This is a genomic window from Streptomyces litchfieldiae, from assembly GCF_031845365.1.
In the GTDB taxonomy this organism is placed as follows: Bacteria; Actinomycetota; Actinomycetes; order Streptomycetales; family Streptomycetaceae; genus Streptomyces; species Streptomyces litchfieldiae.
Genome location: NZ_JAVREL010000008.1, coordinates 273,689 through 290,418, shown reverse-complemented (window position 1 = coordinate 290,418; position 16,730 = coordinate 273,689). Strand labels below are relative to the sequence as shown.

The window sequence follows — 16,730 nt, the reverse complement described above, 5'->3', positions numbered from 1 at the left end:
TCACCCCCGGCGAGGAGGCCGGGCTGATCGTCATCGGCGACACCGAGTCGGGCAAGACGTCCCTGCTGCGCGCCGTCGCCCGCCAGATCACCGCGACGCGCACCCCCGAGCAGGCCAAGCTCATCGTCCTGGACCACCGCATGACGATGCTGCGCGAGTTCGACGGGCCGCATCTGCTGGGCTACTCCACCAGCCATGAGCGGTCCCTGGAGGTGGTCGGCGGTCTCGCCGAGGGGCTGAAGAAGCGGCTGCCCGGCACGGATGTCACGCCCGAGCAGTTGCGTGACCGCTCCTGGTGGACGGGACCGGAGATCTATCTCCTTGTCGACGACTACGACCTGGTCGCCACCTCGCGCGGCAACCCGCTCAAGGCGCTGCTCGACTTCCTGCCCCAGGCCCGGGGCATCGGGCTCCATCTCTTCATCACCCGCCAGGCCGGCGGCTCCTCGCGCGCCGTCGTCGAACCCGTCCTCGGCCGCCTCAAAGAGCTCAACACGCCCGCCGTGCTGCTGAGCATCCCCAAGGACGAGATGCCCATCTGGGGCATCAAGCCCGCACAGCGCAAGAAAGGCCGCGGACTCCTGCTCCACCGGCGCCTGGGCAACGTGCCCGTGCAGCTCGCCCGCGCCGACTCCCCCCTGAGGAACGACCCATGACCGGCACCGACTTCGTCCGCATCGCCCTGGCCGGACCCGCCGGCCGCGCGGACCTCGCCATCCCCGCCGCCGTCCCGCTCGCCCGGCTGCTGCCGGCCCTGCTGCACCACGTCGGCCAGGAACCCGGCGCCGACGGCGGCGTCCGGCACGGCGGCTGGGTGCTGCGCCGCCCCGACGGCACCCGGCTCGACCCGGCCGCGACGCTCACCGCCCAGGGCGTGGCCGAGGGCGACCTGCTCGTCCTCGGCCATGGCACGGACGACATCACGCCGCCCCTTTACGACGACATCGTCGAGGTCATCGGCGACGTCGTCGGCCGCCGGACGGGCGCCACCGCACGGCCGGCCACCGCCACCCGCCGCGCCGCCGCCGCGCTGACCGCGCTCGCCACCCTCGCCGCGGGCGGCGCCCTGGCCGCCGCCCCCGGACGGCTGCCCGGTTGGCTCGGCCTGGCCACCGCCCTGCTGGCGCTCGCCGTCGGCGTTCTGGCCTCCCGCGCCTTCGGCGACACCCGCGCCGGCACGTTCGCCGCCGTGCTCGCCGCGCCGCCGGCCATGCTCGGCGCGGCCCGCCTGCTCGGCACCGACTCGGGCTGGACCGCCGCGCACCTGCTGCTCGCCTGCGCCGTGCTCGCCGTCGTCGGCGCCCTCGGCCCGGTGCTGATCGGCGGCGGCGACGGCACGTTCGCCGCACTCGTCGTCGCCGGTCCGCTCGCCGCGACGGGCGCCGCGATCTGCGCGGTGGGCGACGTGCCCGCCGCTCGCGCGGCGGCCGTCGCCGCCCCGCTCGCCCTGGCCCTGACCACGCTGTGGCCCACCGTGGCGCTGCGCGTCGCCCGCATCCCCCCGCCCCGCGTGGCCGGTTCCGCCGAGGACCTGGAGACGCTGCCCAGCCAGCTCGTCCACAACCAGCTCACCGCCCGCGTCGACCGGGCCCGCCGCCTGCTGTCCGGGCTGCTGGCGGGCAGTCACCTGGTGGCCGGCGGCGGCACGCTGATCCTGTTCGCCACCGCCGAGCTCTGGCCCTGCGCGCTCGGCACCGCCCTGCTCCTGCTCACCCTGCTGCGCGCCCGCCTGTTCAAGGAGACGGCCCAGGCGGCGCTGTCGCTGACCACCGCGCTGCTCGCCCTCGCCGGCGCCGCCGCGTTCCTCCTCACCGCCCACCTCGGCGAAACGGTTCCCCTGCTCGCCGTCGCGCTCCCCACCGCGCTGGTGACCGCCCTCATCGCCGGCGCCGTCGCCCTCTTCGCCGGCCGCCAGCAGCCGAGCCCCCGGCTCTCCCGCGCCCTCGACCTGGTGGAGACGACGCTCCTGCTGACGGTCGTTCCGCTCGCCCTGGCGGTGTGGGAGGTCTACTCCGCCCTGCTCAACCTCCGCGCATGAGAGGGGGCCACGCGGTGCGACGGCGACTCCTGCTCCCCGGCGCGGCGGCGCTGCTGCTCGCGGCGGGCGGCCTCGCCCACCCCCCGGCGGCGGACGCCGCCGAGCCCTGCCGGCGCGCGGTGACGGGGGAGGAACTGCCGTCCGGCGCCGGGCCGTTGCCGCTCATCGAACAACTGGGGCTGCGGCAGGCCTGGGACCTGGCCACCGGGAGCGGCGTGACCGTCGCCGTCATCGACTCCGGCGTCGACGCCCGCCACCCCGACCTCACCGGATCGGTGCGCCGCGGCAGCGAGTTCACCATCGTGCGGGACGCGACGGGCTACTCCCGCACCACCCCCGAGCCCGAGCAGGACTGCGAGGGCCACGGCACCGCCGTCGCCGGGCTGGTCGCCGCGCGCCGCGCCGAGGGCGACCGCATGACCGGGGTCGCGCCCGGCGCCGCCGTCTACCCCGTCCGGATCGCCGACGGCGTCGAACGCGCCACCACCGAGATCCTCGCCGCCGCCATCGACGACGCGGTGGCCGCCGGCGCCGGAGTCATCAACCTCTCGCTCGCCGTCCCCACCGACTACGAGCCGATCCGCGAGGCCGTCGCCCGCGCCGTCGAGGCCGACGTGGTCGTCGTCGCCGCGGCGGGCAACGAGGGCAACCAGGGCATCTCCGGCGGCCGGATGTACCCGGCCGCCTACGACGGCGTGCTCGCCGTCGGCGCGGTCGGCAACGACGGCCAGCCGCTGGACAGTTCGAACGCCGGACCGTGGGTCGACCTGGCCGGCTACGGTGCGGACCTGGCCGTGGTCGCCCCCGGCGGCACCGGCTACCGCGTCGAGTCCGGCACCAGCTTCGCCGCCGCCCAGGTGTCCGGCACCGCCGCCCTGGTGCGCTCCCGGTTCCCCGGCCTGACCGCCGCCGAGGTGGCGCGGCGCCTCACCGACTCCGCGACCCCGGTCGGCGGCGGCCGCAACGACCGCACCGGCGCCGGCCTCGTCGACCCGTTCGGCGCGCTCACCGACCTCGGCCCGGCCGAGGCCGCCGAGGCCCCCGCCGCCCGCGTCCCCGTCCGGCCCCTCCCGCCGGACGAGCCGCTGCTCGGCCCCACCACGGCCACCGCGCTCGCCGTGAGCGGCGGGCTGCTCCTCGCCGTCGTCCTCGGCCTGCTCGGCGCCCCGGCCGCGCGCCGCGCCGCCCGCCGCGGCTGGCGCACCGGACCCGACGCGGCGGGGGACCCGCTCCCGGCCGCAGCCCCGGCGCGCCTCGACTGGCTGGACGGCGGCGACAGCCGCCCCGACCCCCGGAACCGGAAACGATAGATGGCCACCACACGCGAACAGGCGGAGGCGTACGCCTACGAGAACCGCCGCCGGACCACCGGCCTGATCCGCGGCACCGACGAGGCCGCCGCCGACCCCAGGCGCCGGCTGAACCGCGCGCTCGGCGGCGGCGTCGCCATCGGCGTCCTCATCATGGCCGGCTTCGGCATCGCCGGCTGGCTCGGCGGCGGCCGGGGCCCCGAACTGCCGGACAACGGCGCGGTGGTGGCCGGCGGCAGCGGCGACCGCTACGTCGTGACCGACGGCGTCGTCCACCCGGCCCTCAACCTCGCCTCCGCCCTGCTCGTCGGCGGCGGCGAGATCACCAAGGTCCGGCAGGCGACGCTCGACGACGCGCCGCGCGGCCTGCCCGTCGGCATCCCCGGCGCCCCCGACGCGCTGCCCGACGCCGACGATCTGGCGGCCGGCGACTGGACGCTGTGCGCCACCCCCTCCGAGACCGGCGGCGCCCCGACCGCGACCGCGCTGTACGTCTCCGTGCCCATCGGCCCCGCCGACCCGGCGACCGTGCTGGCCCAGGACGAGAACGGCGACCGCTGGCTGCTCACCGAGGGCCGCCGCCACGCCCTCGAACCCGCCGCCGGCGAACTCCTCGGCCTGCAACGCGTCACGCCCGTCGAGCTGCCCCGGCAGGTCCTCGCCACCGTCCCCGAGGGACCCGCGCTCACGATCCCCGCCCCCGCCCCGGACGCCGGCGACGCACCGGCGGTGGACCTGCCGTTCGACGCGGCCGTCGGCGACCTCGCCCACACCGACACCTCCGGCCCCAACCCCCAGTACTACCTCGTCCGTTCGGACGGCCTGACCTCCGTGTCCGCGCTGACGCACGCCCTGCTGACCGCCGCCGCCGCGGCCGACCACGAGATCGGCGCCACCGACGCCGCCCGCGCCCCGCGTTCCGCCGAGCCGCCGCCCGGCGACCCGGCGTGGCCCGACGCGCTGCCCGTCGCCGACGAGCCCGGCCGCGACCAGCCCGTGTGCGTCACCACCCCGCCCGGCGGCCGGCCCGGCGACGCGCCCTGGCAGGCCACCATCACCCTGCCCGGCGCCATGCCGGACCCCGCGGGCCTCACCCCGGTGCGCGGCGCCGACGGCGAACGGCTCGGCCTGCTGGACGCGATCCACCTGCCGCCCGGCACCGGCGCGCTGGTGCGGGCCACCACCTCGGCGGGCACCGGCGGCACCCATACGCTGATCACCGACAGCGGGACGGCGTATCCCATCGCGTCCCCGGACGCCGTGCGGCGCCTGGGCTACCGGCCGGACGACGCCCCCGCGATGCCGGTGAGCTTCGTCGGCCTGCTGCCCGCCGGGCCGGTCCTGGACCCCGAGGCCGCCGCCGCCGAACAGCGCGGAGTGTCGCGGTGAGGGGCCTGTTGGTGGGCGCCCAGACCGGGCTGGGCTGCGCCGCGGCGGGCGTCGCCTGGGGCGGCGCCGCCGGCTGGACCCTGACGGGCGCGGGCGCCGCCGTTCTCGCCGCCGCGCTGCTGCGCGCCGACCGGCCGCTGCGGGAACGCGCCACGCGCGCCGCCCTCACCCCCGCCGCGCCCCCCGCGCCCGCCGGGGCCGCGGACGCGACGAACGGCCTGGGCCTGGCGCGGGCCCTGCTGCCCGCCCTGGACGTCGTGGAAGTCCCGCACCGCAACGGCACGCTGGGCGTCCTGGCCGACGGCCGGGGCCACGCCGCCGTGCTCGCCCTGCCCGGCGACGCCCTGCCCTCGCTGCCGGCCGGCCTGCTCGGTGACTGGCTCGACGGCGACCCCGCGCGGCCGGCCGCCGCGCAGCTCCTGGTGGAGCAGTTCGGCGTGCCGCCCTGGGACATCCACTACGGCTACCAGCCCACCGTCGCCTACCGGCAGTTGCCCACCGGCGGCCGGCCGCTGGCCGTCCGCGCCCATCTGGTCGTCCGCCACGAGCCGTTCGAGGCGCCCGAGGCCGCCGAACGGCGCGGTGGCGGCACGGCCGGCGCGCGAGCGGCCGTGGCCGCCGCCACGGCGCGCCTGCGCGCCCGGCTCGCCGCCACCGGCACCCCCAGCACGCCGCTGAGCGCCGCCGCGCTGCGGGACCTGCTGCGCTCGACGGGCGACAGCTCACCCGACGGGCGTGCCCTGCCCGGCAGTTGGGCGGGCGGCGCGGCCACCCACTGCACGCTGACGGCGCGGGTCGGGTCGGGGGCCGACTGGTCCGGGCTGCTGTACGCCCTCACCGCCTGCACCGCCGACCGCGTGCTGGCCTCCGCCACCGTCACCCGGGAGGGGGGCGCGCTGCGGGTCCGCGCCGCGGTGCGGGTGGTCAGCACGCTCGCGCAAGCCGCCGCGGCCGAACGCGACCGGCTGGTGGCGGCGAACGTCACCGGCCCGCCCGTCGCCGACCAGGTGGCCGGCCTGCTCGCCACGCTGCCGCTGGCCCACCCGTCCCGGTCACTCGCCGAGGCCACCGGCTTCGCACCGGCCGGCGCGGCCGGGGGAGGACCCCGAGGAGCGTCAGGAACGCGATGAGCACCCCCGACATGGCGGCGCTGCCCGCCACCACCTGGCACGACGAGACACCGTCAACCGCCTGCCAACTGGGTCCCGCCCCGGCCGGGGGAGGACCCCGAGGAGCGTCAGGACCGCGATGAGCACCCCCGACGTGGCGGCGCTGCCCGCCACCACCTGGCACGACGAGACACCGTCAACCGCCTGCCAACTCGTCCCCGCCCCGGCCGGGATCCACCTGGGCACCGACCGCGCCGGCCGGCCCGTCGCGCTGTCGGCCCCCGGGCCGGCCGGCAGCCGCGTCGGGGTGCTCGGCGAAGCGCTCTTCGGCCACCTCTTCGCGCTGCGGCTGCTCGCGGCCGGCGCCCGCGTCACGGCCGTCACCCGGGCGCCGGCGGCGTGGGCCGGTCTGCGGCGGGCGGCTGGCGACCGGCTGACCGTGGCGGGCGACGCGGGCGGCTGGCCCGCCCACCAGCCGGCGCCGCCCACCGTGGACGGCGGCCCCGCCGCCCTGGTGTGCGACCTGCGCCGCCCGCCCGCCGCGGCCCTCGGCGACGGTGACTGGCGCACGGTGCTGCACGTCACGCATGTGACGCCGCCCCGCGCCGGGTTCTGGGCCGCCGCCGACGCGATTCTGGCGCTGGACGCCCGCTTCGCCGAGGCCGTCGCCCGCGTCCTGGGGGCCGAGGCCGCCCGCGTGACCGCCGCGCTGGCCCCGGGCGAGATCGTGGTCTTCCGCGCCACCGGCGCGGACGTGCTGCGCCCCGACATCTCCCCGGCCGAAACGGCGCTGCTGACCCCTGGCAGCCCGCCCCGGCGCGCCGGGTGAGCCCGCCCGCCGGGGGCCGCCGCCCGATGCGGAGAATGGGGCGCATGGATCTGCGAATCTTCACCGAACCGCAGCAGGGCGCGAGCTACGACACCCTGCTGGCCGTTGCCAAGGCCACCGAGGAGCTGGGCTACGACGCGTTCTTCCGGTCCGACCACTATCTGAAGATGGGCGACGTGGACGGCCTGCCGGGGCCCACCGACGCCTGGATCACGCTGGCCGGCCTGGCCCGGGAGACCTCCCGCATCCGGCTGGGCACCCTGATGACCGCGGGCACCTTTCGGCTGCCGGGCGTGCTGGCCATCCAGGTCGCCCAGGTGGACGCCATGTCCGGGGGCCGCGTCGAACTCGGCCTGGGCGCCGGGTGGTTCGAGGCCGAGCACACCGCGTACGGCATCCCGTTCCCGAAGGAGAAGTTCCCCCGGCTGGAGGAGCAGCTCGCGGTGATCACCGGTCTGTGGGGGACGCCGGAGGGCGAGACGTTCTCCTATGACGGCACCTACTACCAGCTCGCCGACTCGCCCGCGCTGCCCAAGCCCGCGCAGCGCCGCGTGCCGGTCCTGATCGGCGGCATGGGCAAGGAGCGCACGCCGCGGCTGGCCGCCCGGTACGCCGACGAGTTCAACATCCCGTTCGGCTCGGCGGAGGACAGCGGCGCCCAGTTCGAGCGGGTGCGCCGGGCGGCGGAGGAGGCCGGGAGGAAGCCCGACGACCTCGTCTACTCCAACGCGCTGGTGGCGTGCGTCGGCCGGGACGACGCCGAGGTGGCCCGGCGCGCGGCGGCCATCGGCCGGGACGTGGACGAGCTGAAGCGCAACGGCCTGGCCGGCTCGCCCGCCGAGGTCGTGGACCGCATCGGCAGCTTCGCCGAGGTCGGCTCCTCCCGGATCTACCTCCAGATCCTCGACCTGTCCGACCTGGACCATCTGGAGCTGATCGCCGCACAGGTCAAGCCGCAGTTGCCGGAATGAGCGCCCCGCCGCTCGGCACGCGCGCCCTGGTCCTGGACGGCGGCCTGTCCAACGAGCTGCGGGCGCTGGGCCACGACCTCGGCGACGAGCTGTGGACGGCACGGCTGCTTGCCGAGGACCAGGCCGCGATCCGCGCGGCGCACGCCGCCTATGTGCGCGCCGGCGCGCGCGTGGTCATCACCAGCAGCTACCAGGCGTCGTTCGAGGGCTTCGCCCGCCGCGGCATCGGGCGGGCGGCGGCGGCGCGGCTGTTCGGCGACAGCGTGTGGCTGGCCCGGGCCGCCGGGGCGGAGTTCGTGGCCGCCTCGGTCGGCCCGTACGGCGCGGTGCTGGCCGACGGCAGCGAGTATCGCGGCCGGTACGGGCTGACCGTGGGCGAACTGGTCCGCTTCCACCGCCCCCGCGTCGAGGCCCTGGCCGCGGCCGGGCCCGATGTGCTGGCGCTGGAGACCGTGCCCGATGTGACGGAGGCGGAGGCGCTGCTGCGCGCCGCCGCCGGCTGCGGGGTGCCCGTGTGGCTGTCGTACACCGTCACGGACGGCCGTACTCGGGCCGGGCAGCCGCTGGAGACGGCCTTCGGGCTGGCCGCGGGGAACGACCAGGTGCTCGCGGTCGGCGTCAACTGCTGTGCTCCGGGGGAGGTGACGGCCGCGGTGGAGCGGGCCGTCGCGGTCACCGGCAAGCCCGCGGTCGCCTATCCGAACAGTGGCGAGGTGTGGGACGCGCGGCGCCGCCGGTGGCGCGGGTCCCCGGCCGCCCTCGCCGAGTCGGCCGCCGAGTGGCAGCGGGCCGGCGCCCGGCTGATCGGCGGCTGCTGCCGCGTCGGCCCGGCCGAGATCGCCCGGCTGGCAACCGCGCTCGGCGCCTCCTAGCCGCCAACTGGCCCTCGGCATATGCCCCTGACCTCGCCATCAGCGTTGATGCGCGTTGACAGCGTGAATTCCGGCCGTGTTCCGGGGAGTCCGGCTCGTCCGGAATGTGGGGGAGCGAGGTTGAAGCCGCCAGGTGGCAGGCCCTGTCTTAATGCTTGAAAATTCATCGTTCGGTAGTTGAGGCGATACGCATCGCGACCGAAAGTGTCCGTGCGCTGATGGAGTTCGCCCGATATTCCGGCAGACTCCCAACGGGAGCCCGGCCGGTACCTCGGCGGTGCAGGGCGGAGGTACCGGCGCGTGCTCCCGGCGGACCGCGTACCGGTGCTGCCGCCTCCCCGCGTACGCCCGGGGCGCGGTCCGCAAGAGCGCGACCCCGGACGTCACCACGGGGGTCTCACCAGACGATGGAGAACGACTGCGACTCCCCGCCGTCGCAGCGCGTCACCGTCAGCCGGTCGCCGGCCCCGGGCGGCGTGAAGGTGGGCGGCTGGGTCAGGCACTCACCGGTGCCGGCGTTGACGAACACCGTTCCGATGTCGTCCCACTTGAGGTCCCAGAGCTGGGTCCGGTCCCCGGTGCAGTGGCTCAGGGTGGCGTAGGGGAGCAGACCGGCCGGATCGATCCCGAGGCAGCCGCCGGTCCCGACGTTGACGATGGTCGTGCTCTCTCCGTTCGCGGCGAACTGCCAGTGCTGCTCCGGCGCGCCGGCCAGCCGCAGCATGCGCACATACGGATCGTTCGCCGTGCCGTCGGCGGGGGCGGCGGACGCGTACAACGACAGCGACGCGTCGCCGATCAGCATGGTCAGGGGTGCGTCGGCCGCCTGCGCGGTGCCGGTGGTCAGGGTGATGAGGGCCGCCGCGGCTCCGGCGGCGAGGGGTAAGTTCCGTCTCATGGCGCGGAGTGTACTGAGCCTCTTGGTCATGTCCATGCTCTGCGCAAGCGCGCTCCGCGTCGACCGCGGACAGCGGCGCGGCGATGGCGGCCTGTACGACCAAAGTTGACGAAAGGCAGTCGGATCAGAGACTTTCGGCAGCTGTGCGGTGGCGTTCCGGACACATAGCGTGGCGGGCATGAGGACCGGCAGGACCATGGGAACGACAACGCTGGGGCTGACCTTCGGGGACCGGTTGCTGCTCATCGTGGGCGGGCCCGCGCTGGGGGCGGTGCTCGGATTCTGCACGCCGCCCGTCGCGGACTGGGTGGAGGGGCGGCCGTGGGTGCCGATGCAGGGGCCGTTCGAGCTGATCTCCTCGTTCGAGGGGCGGTGGGTGGCCCTGGTGCTGGGCGGCGTGGGGCTGCTGCTCGGCCTCGGGCTGGCGCTGCTGGCGGTCGTCTCCTGCCTCAAGGTGACCGTCTCGGACACCCGGTTGGTGATCGAGAAGGACGGGCGGTCGCGCGTGATACCCCGGCCCGAGGTGGCCGCGGTGTTCCTCGACGGCCGGAAGCTGGTGATCCTCGACCCGGCGTCGCGCGAGCTGCTGCGCGAGTCCCACGAGGGCAGCGCGGCCCAGGTCGCGCGCGGCTTCCAGCGGCATTTCTACCCCTGGGCCGGCCGGGACCCGCACGCCGGGCTGTACCGGCGCTGGGTCCCGGAGACCCCCGACCTGCCCCCCGCGGTCAACGCGCTGCTGAAGGCCCGGGAGTCCGCGCTGCGGAAGAAGGACGACGACGACACGACCGAACTGCGGGAGGAGATACAGCGGCTGGGGTTCGTCGTCCGCGACGACGCCGCCAAGCAGTACTGGCGCCCGCTGATCCGCCCCTGACGAAGCGGGGGTTGGCGCATCGGCTCGGTCACGGACCGGCATCGACTCGGTCACTCTGTCGGACGCCTCGCGTAAGCTGATGATTACGGAGCAACGCGAGATCGGCTGATTTCCAGCGCACCATCAGGTTTCCTGGAGGACACATGAGCGCTGAACTGGCTCTCTTGGCGACCACCGCCGCACAGAGTGTGATCACCCTGATGTGCACCGATGCCTGGACCGGCACCCGAAACCGGGTGGTCGGCCTGTGGCACCGCTTCCGGCCGGAGCAGGAGGAAGACGTGGCCCAGGGGCTGGACGGCGCCCAGGGGGTGCTCACCGCCGCCCGCGCCGGCTCTGTGCCCGGCGTGGACGAGACGCTGACCGCCCAGTGGGCCACGCGCTTCGCCGAGCTGCTGGCCCAGCACCCGGAGGCCGCCGCCGAGTTGCGGGCGCTGACCGCCGAGGCGGCCGCCGCGCCGGCGCCGCGGACGACCATCACCGCCTCCGGCCCGGGCGCCGTCGCCGCGGGCACCATCTACGGCAACGTCACCACCCACACCACGACCGGCCCCGAGCCGCCCCGTGGCTGAGCCGCCGGGAAACAGGGGCAGGGCGGCGGCCCGGACGGCCCGGGACCGGGTCCGCTGGCCCAACCCCGTTGCCAGGGTGGAGAGTTGAGCGAAACGAGAGGTTGCTAGTCTGCGGAGATGGCCACCGTGCTGCTTCTCCTGGACGAACAGAAGAACGCGCCGCTCCCGCCCGATCCCCTGCCCGGCGCGGCGGCGGTCACGGCCGCGATCGACGGCCTGGTGCGACGGGCGCGGTCCGCCGGCGCCCTCGTCGTCCACGTACGCGACGCCGGCGCGGGCGCGCCGGGTGTCCCCGGCCGTGAGCCGGCCACCGAGGCGGCCGACGGCGAGCATGTGGTGGACCGGACCGGGCCCGACGCGTTCGCGGGGACCGGCCTCGCCGCACTGCTCCCGGTGGGTGCCGAGGTCGTGGTCGCCGGCACGCGCAGCGAGATCGGCGTGCGCGCCACCGCCCTGACGGCCCTGGACCGTGGCCACCGCGTCGTCCTGGCCCGGGGCGCGCACGCCACGCACGCGCCCGGCGTGCCCCGCGAGGTCGAGGCCGAACTGCGGGCCGCCGGCGCGCTGGTGGTGGACCCGCAGTCGGTGGAGTTCGGGCCGGCCGGCGACGGAAGCCGCCGCTGACCGGCCCGGTGGCCCGCCGCCCGGCCGCGCCCCTCAGTAGAGGTTGAACTCCTCCCAGGAGCCGTTGATCCAGTCGGAGCGGGCCCGCAGGGCGTTCTGCAGCGTGCCGGTGGCGTTGAGCTCGGTGGCCACGAAGAGGCCGATGGCCCGCGACTCGAAGGAGAAGCGGCCGGTCGTCTCGTCGTACCAGAGGACGAACCGCTCCCAGCCGCCGATGCTCTCCGAGCGGGCGCGCAGCACGCCGCTGGCGGCGCCGGTGTAGTTGCGCTCCGCCGCGACATACAGGCCATTCGCGTTGGACCTCAGCGAGACGGTGCCGCGCGTGTCGTCCCAGTAGATGTCGAACAGCTCCCAGCTCCCGCTCCACGTGGCCGAACGGGCCCGCAGCAGGCCGGTGTACGGCTCGGCGAGGCGCTGCTCGGAGGCGACGACCAGCCCGTTGCGCACGGACTCGATGGCGTAGGGCACCTCTTGGGGCTCGTCGGCGCTCTCGTCGAGGGGGGCCAGGCCGTCCTCGACGAGCAGCTCGTTCAGCAGCTCGGTGTCGACGACCCTCCAGCCGGCCGCCGCGGGCGACTCGCCGGCACCGGATGAACTCGCGCTGGCGGCGGTCGTGGTGAGCGTCATGGCGCTCAGCAGACCGCACAGGGACAGGAGAACAGCGGCTGTACGTCGCACGTGATGTCCTTCGTTCGATGGATTCGCGGGCCGGCGGCTCCGGGGAGGCGTGCGGTGCGCCCGCGAGTGATCGTGGGAAACGGCAACGGCCCACCCGCCGACCGCCCCTGGCGACGGCGAAACTCCGCCCGGCGACATCCGGCCCCCCTTCCGCCGCGGGTCCCAACTCCGCGGCGACAACCGGCCCTTGGCCCCACCGAGGACGCCACGCGACGCCCCGGGGCCGGGTCCGCCCCACGTCGCTCAGTGTAAAGGGGATGTGCCGGAGCGGTCATGACCTCCACGAAGGCGGCGTTTGTTCGCCGTGTCGGTGGGCGTCAGGTGACCGCCCAGCCGGCCAGCGCCGCCGCCACGCCCAGCCCTCCGGCGATCAGCAGCGTGCTCACCACGCCCCGGCGCAGCGCCAGGAGCAGCACGAGCGCGAGGGTCAGCACGGCGAGTTGCCAGGCGTGTCGCAGCGCCAGGGCCAGCGGGATCGCCGAGCCGCAGATCGCGCCGATCACCGCCGGTCCGGCGCCGTCGAAGAACGACTGCACCGCGGGCAGGGCGCGCAGCCGCTCGAACTGGCCGCCGCCCAGGGTGATCAGCAGGAACGAGGGGCCGAACGCCACGGCCGCGGCCAGCAGTCCGCCGCCGAGCCCGGCCGCCGCGTATCCGACGACCGCGACCGTCTGCACCACCGGACCGGGGGTGATCTGGCCCAGGGCCACGGCGTTGAGGAACTGGCCGTCCGTCAGCCACCCGTACCGGTCGACCGAGTCCGCCTGCATCAGCGGGATGATGACGAAGCCGCCGCCGTAGGACAGGGCGCCCACCTTGTACGCGACCCAGGTGAGCGCGGACAGCGCGGCGAGCGCCGCGCTGATGGGCACCAGGGCCAGCAGCAGCCACAGCTGGCCGGTGCCGCCGGCTGGCGCGTCGGCCGCGCTCGGGCGCCGGCGTCCGCGCCGGATCGCCACCTCCACCAGACCGGTGGCGAGCAGCACCAGCACCAGCCAGGGCCCGAGCAGAACGGTCGCGGCGGCGCCGACCGCGAAGTAGCAGCCCCAGCGGATCCGGGCCGGCCGGTCGGCCGCGCGGCGCAGGCTGTCGGGGATCATGCGCCCCCCGGCCTGGACGGCCACCGCTGCCACCGCCGATCCGGCCCCGGCCGCCGCGCCGTTGATCCAGCTCGGCGGATCCCCGGCGAGGAACAGCGCGGCCAGCGCGAGGATCAGCGCCAGCCCCGGCACGATGAAACACACCCCGCCCACCACGGCGCCCCACGCGCCGCGCAGCCACCAAGCGTTGAGGATCGCGAGCTGCGTGGAGGCGGGCCCGGGAAGCAGGTTGGTCGCGGCGATGCCGTCCTCGAAGTCGCGCGCCTCGACCCAGCCCCGCCGCTCCACGCACAACTCCCGCAGCAGCGCGATGTGCGCGGGTGGACCGCCGAAGCCGAGGACGCCGATGCGCCCCCACTCCCGGGCGATGGTGCTCAGCGACACGCGGTGGCGCACATGGGGCTCCTGGGGGTGCGGAGGAACGGGTTTCCGGACCCTACCGGCGGCGGATGAACGTTCGGTGCCGCCGTGCTCCCCGAGGTCAGCCCAGGGTGGCGACCATCAGTGCCTTGATCGTGTGCAGCCGGTTCTCCGCCTGGTCGAAGACGACCGAGTGCGGTGACTCGAAGACCTCGTCGGTGACCTCCAGCGAGGTGAGGCCGTGCCGCGCGTGGACCTGGCGGCCGACCGCCGTGCCCAGGTCGTGGAACGCGGGCAGGCAGTGCAGGAACTTCACGTCCCGGTTGCCCGTGGCGCGCAGCACGTCCATGGTCACCGCGTACGGCCGCAGCAGGGCGATCCGTTCGTCCCAGACCTCGGCGGGCTCGCCGAGCGAGACCCAGACGTCGGTGGCGACGAAGTCCGTGCCGTGCACGCCCTCCGCCACGTCCTCGGTGAGCGTGACGCGGGCGCCGGTGCGCTCGGCCAGCTTCTCCGCCTCGGCGCGCACGGCGGCGTCCGGCCACAGCGCCCGGGGAGCGACGATCCGCACGTCCATGCCGAGCAGGGCGCCGGTGACGAGGTAGGAGTTGCCCATGTTGTTCCGGGCGTCGCCGAGGTAGGCGTAGGAGATCCACTCCAGCGGCTTGGAGCTGTGCTCGGTCATGGTGAGGACGTCGGCCAGCATCTGGGTGGGGTGCCAGTCGTCGGTGAGGCCGTTGTAGACGGGCACGCCCGCGTGTGCCGCCAGCTCCTCGACGGTGCTCTGCGCCGCGCCCCGGTACTGAATGGCGTCGAACATCCGGCCGAGCACGCGGGCGGTGTCCCGCGCCGACTCCTTGTTGCCGATGTGCGTGCCGGCCGCGTCGAGACAGGTGGTGGCGGCGCCCTGGTCGGCCGCGGCCACCTCGAACGCGCAGCGGGTGCGCGTCGAGCTCTTCTCGAAGATCAGCGCTATGTGCTTGCCCGTCAGCGCCCTGGTCTCGGTGCCGAAACGGCGGGCCGCCTTCAGTTGGGCGGCCAGGCCGGTCAGGGAGCGGAACTCCTCGGGGGTGAGGTCCAGCTCCTTGAGCAAGTGGCGGCCCGAAAGCTCTGTCGCCATGGCGGCTCCGTACGTCGTGCGGGTCAATTGCTGAAATTGTATGCATCAATCTACATGACTATGCATTGGGTGGCCAGGTGTTTTCCCGTCGCACAGGAACACCGCCGTTCCCGGCCCCGGGTTCCTCAGCCCTTCACCACGCCGATCGGCACCAACCGGGCCACCTTGCTGCACAGCTTGGCGCCCTCGCTCGCCGCCACCACCTCGTCGATGTCCTTGTAGGCCAGCGGCGCCTCCTCCGCCAGCCCGCGCGCGGTCCCGGCACGCACCGTGATGCCGGCCTCCGCCAGCTCGCCGCGCAGTCGGCCGGCGCGCACCTCCCGCGCGGCCTGGTGCCTGCTGCGCACCCGGCCCGCGCCATGGCAGGTGGAGTACCACGCCTCGCCCTCCGGCACCCCGGTCAGCACATACGAGGCGGTGCCCATGGTGCCGGGGATCAGCACCGGCTGGCCCACCTCCGCCAGGTCCTCGGGCAGATCGGGGTGCCCGGCGGGCAGCGCGCGGGTGGCGCCCTTGCGGTGCACGCACAGCCGCCGCCGGTCCCCGTTCACCTGATGGTCCTCGATCTTGGCCAGGTTGTGCGAGATGTCGTAGACGAGGTCCAAGTCCGCGCCGACGATCCGGCGGAACACACCCCGCGCGGACTCGGTGAGCAACTGCCGGTTCGCGCGGGCGTAGTTGGCGGCGGCGGCCATGGCGGCGAGGTACTCCTCGCCCTCCGGCGAGTCCGCCGGGACGCTGGCGAGCTGCCGGTCGGGCACCTCGATCCCGTACCGCGCCATGGCCCGGTCCATCTTGCGCACATGGTCGGTGCACACCTGGTGCCCCAGGCCCCGCGACCCGCAGTGGATCATCACGCAGACCTGCCCCTCGGCGAACCCCATCGCCCGGGCGGCCCGTTCGTCGTAGACGGCGTCGACCGCCTGCACCTCCAGGAAGTGATTGCCCGAGCCGAGGCTGCCCAACTGGCCGAGGCCGCGCTGGAGCGCCCGGTCGCTCAGGCCCTCGGCCGCGGCGCCCTCCAGCACCCCCTCGTCCTCGCAGCGGTCCAGGTCGCGCTGCACCCCGTGCCCCTGCTCGACGGCGTACCGGGCGCCCTCGGCCAGCACCTCGCGCAGCTCCGACCGGCCCAGATGCCACACCGCCCCCTTGCCCGCGCCGCGCGGGGTGGCGTGGCCCAGCGCGTCCATCAGCAGCTCCAGGTGGTCGTCCAGCGCCTCCCGGTCGCAGCGGGCCGCCAGCAGCCGGACGCCGCACGAGATGTCGAACCCCACGCCGCCCGGCGACACGACGCCCCCGGCCTCCGTGTCGGTCGCCGCCACGCCGCCGATCGGGAAGCCGTAGCCCCAGTGCACATCCGGCATGGCGTACGAGGCGCCCACGATCCCGGGCAGCTTCGCGACGTTCTCCACCTGCTTCAGCGCCTGGTCGCCGGCCATCTCCGGCAGCAGGCCCGGGGTGGCGAACACCACGCCGTCCACCCGCATCCCGGCCCGCCGGGGGATGCGGAACCGGCACGGGCCGTCCTCGACGAGCTCCACCACGGAATCGGACATGAACGCCTCCTCACACGTCGAGCGTCACCGCGCACGACCAGCCGTCGGCTCCCCGCCCGATCGCCAGCCCGTGCAGCGTCACCGCCTTGGGCGCCGCCCCGATCAACGGCACCGTCCCGATGTCGGCCGTCCGGAAGAGGGCCCGCACACCCCCGGGCACCGCGTTCAGCCGGACCTCGACCGGGATCTCGCCCTTGGTGTCGAGCTGGTAGACGACCTCGTCCAGCAGCGCCACCAGCAGGTCCTCGTCCCGCTCGCCGCGCACCGTGCTCTCCCGGTCCCGGACCGCCTGCGCGCCGCCGATGTCGGCGAACGCCTCGACGACGCCGCGTACCGCCTCGGTCAGGCACTCCTCGCGGCCCGGCCCCCACGCCTCGACGCGCAGGTCGGCGGTGTGCGGCACACTGCGGTGTCCGGCACGCTGCTCCAT

General features: G+C 75.5%; 17 protein-coding genes. 11 read left to right on the top strand and 6 right to left on the bottom strand.

All coding sequences use genetic code 11. The features are described from left to right. The 8 genes from RM590_RS16575 to mmuM form a co-directional block, all read left to right on the top strand. Nucleotides 1-656, top strand: a 656-nt coding sequence (locus RM590_RS16575) for an FtsK/SpoIIIE domain-containing protein (RefSeq protein ID WP_311705340.1), incomplete at its 5' end; no start/stop codon positions are given. Beyond that, nucleotides 653-2,038 (top strand): type VII secretion integral membrane protein EccD, encoded by a 1,386-nt coding sequence (gene eccD / locus RM590_RS16570; RefSeq protein WP_311705339.1) that lies wholly within the window; start codon nucleotides 653-655, stop codon nucleotides 2,036-2,038. The genes RM590_RS16575 and eccD, both read left to right, overlap by 4 nt. Further along, nucleotides 2,035-3,348, top strand: coding sequence for a type VII secretion-associated serine protease mycosin (mycP, locus tag RM590_RS16565; protein WP_311705338.1), 1,314 nt, complete (start codon nucleotides 2,035-2,037; stop codon nucleotides 3,346-3,348). Before eccD ends, mycP begins: the two co-directional genes overlap by 4 nt. Beyond that, a complete protein-coding gene (gene eccB, locus RM590_RS16560; RefSeq protein WP_311705337.1) occupies nucleotides 3,349-4,737 on the top strand; it encodes a type VII secretion protein EccB in 1,389 nt (462 codons plus the stop codon). Further along, nucleotides 4,734-5,867 (top strand): type VII secretion protein EccE, encoded by a 1,134-nt coding sequence (locus RM590_RS16555; protein ID WP_311705336.1) that lies wholly within the window; start codon nucleotides 4,734-4,736, stop codon nucleotides 5,865-5,867. Before eccB ends, RM590_RS16555 begins: the two co-directional genes overlap by 4 nt. A gap of 118 nt (nucleotides 5,868-5,985) precedes the next feature. Beyond that, nucleotides 5,986-6,675: a hypothetical protein gene (locus RM590_RS16550; RefSeq protein ID WP_311705335.1), complete on the top strand. Its 690-nt coding sequence runs from the start codon at nucleotides 5,986-5,988 to the stop codon at nucleotides 6,673-6,675. A 44-nt stretch (nucleotides 6,676-6,719) separates the two neighbouring features. After that, nucleotides 6,720-7,646 (top strand): LLM class F420-dependent oxidoreductase, encoded by a 927-nt coding sequence (locus RM590_RS16545; RefSeq protein WP_311705334.1) that lies wholly within the window; start codon nucleotides 6,720-6,722, stop codon nucleotides 7,644-7,646. Next, nucleotides 7,643-8,518 carry a homocysteine S-methyltransferase gene (gene mmuM, locus RM590_RS16540; protein WP_311705333.1) on the top strand — a complete coding sequence of 292 codons (876 nt, stop codon included), beginning with the start codon at nucleotides 7,643-7,645 and terminating at the stop codon, nucleotides 8,516-8,518. The genes RM590_RS16545 and mmuM overlap by 4 nt, the downstream gene beginning before the upstream one ends. A 397-nt stretch (nucleotides 8,519-8,915) precedes the next feature. Here the strand turns inward: mmuM and RM590_RS16535 are convergent, their stop codons facing one another. Beyond that, on the bottom strand, nucleotides 8,916-9,416 hold the full coding sequence (locus RM590_RS16535) for an RICIN domain-containing protein (protein WP_311705332.1): 501 nt from the start codon (nucleotides 9,414-9,416) through the stop codon (nucleotides 8,916-8,918). Nucleotides 9,417-9,594: 178 nt separating this feature from the next. Between RM590_RS16535 and RM590_RS16530 the strand changes: the two genes are divergently transcribed. The 3 genes from RM590_RS16530 to RM590_RS16520 all read left to right on the top strand — a co-directional run bounded on the left by RM590_RS16530 (nucleotide 9,595) and on the right by RM590_RS16520 (nucleotide 11,486). Continuing rightward, complete coding sequence (locus tag RM590_RS16530; protein WP_311705331.1) at nucleotides 9,595-10,290, top strand: YqeB family protein; 696 nt, start codon at nucleotides 9,595-9,597, stop codon at nucleotides 10,288-10,290. A gap of 143 nt (nucleotides 10,291-10,433) precedes the next feature. Further along, on the top strand, nucleotides 10,434-10,862 hold the full coding sequence (locus RM590_RS16525; RefSeq protein ID WP_311705330.1) for a hypothetical protein: 429 nt from the start codon (nucleotides 10,434-10,436) through the stop codon (nucleotides 10,860-10,862). Nucleotides 10,863-10,979: 117 nt separating this feature from the next. Further along, a complete protein-coding gene (locus RM590_RS16520; RefSeq protein ID WP_311705329.1) occupies nucleotides 10,980-11,486 on the top strand; it encodes a cysteine hydrolase family protein in 507 nt (168 codons plus the stop codon). A gap of 33 nt (nucleotides 11,487-11,519) precedes the next feature. Here the strand turns inward: RM590_RS16520 and RM590_RS16515 are convergent, their stop codons facing one another. The 5 genes from RM590_RS16515 to RM590_RS16495 all read right to left on the bottom strand — a co-directional run bounded on the left by RM590_RS16515 (nucleotide 11,520) and on the right by RM590_RS16495 (nucleotide 16,730). Beyond that, nucleotides 11,520-12,164: a hypothetical protein gene (locus RM590_RS16515; RefSeq protein WP_311705328.1), complete on the bottom strand. Its 645-nt coding sequence runs from the start codon at nucleotides 12,162-12,164 to the stop codon at nucleotides 11,520-11,522. A 317-nt stretch (nucleotides 12,165-12,481) separates the two neighbouring features. Then, nucleotides 12,482-13,660 (bottom strand): chromate efflux transporter, encoded by a 1,179-nt coding sequence (chrA, locus tag RM590_RS16510; protein ID WP_311705327.1) that lies wholly within the window; start codon nucleotides 13,658-13,660, stop codon nucleotides 12,482-12,484. Nucleotides 13,661-13,745: 85 nt separating this feature from the next. After that, entirely contained in the window at nucleotides 13,746-14,744 is a 999-nt protein-coding gene (gene argF, locus RM590_RS16505) for an ornithine carbamoyltransferase (protein ID WP_311705326.1), read from the bottom strand. Nucleotides 14,745-14,869: 125 nt separating this feature from the next. Continuing rightward, entirely contained in the window at nucleotides 14,870-16,300 is a 1,431-nt protein-coding gene (locus RM590_RS16500; protein WP_311705325.1) for an RtcB family protein, read from the bottom strand. A 10-nt stretch (nucleotides 16,301-16,310) separates the two neighbouring features. Beyond that, a complete protein-coding gene (locus tag RM590_RS16495) occupies nucleotides 16,311-16,730 on the bottom strand; it encodes an archease (protein ID WP_311705324.1) in 420 nt (139 codons plus the stop codon).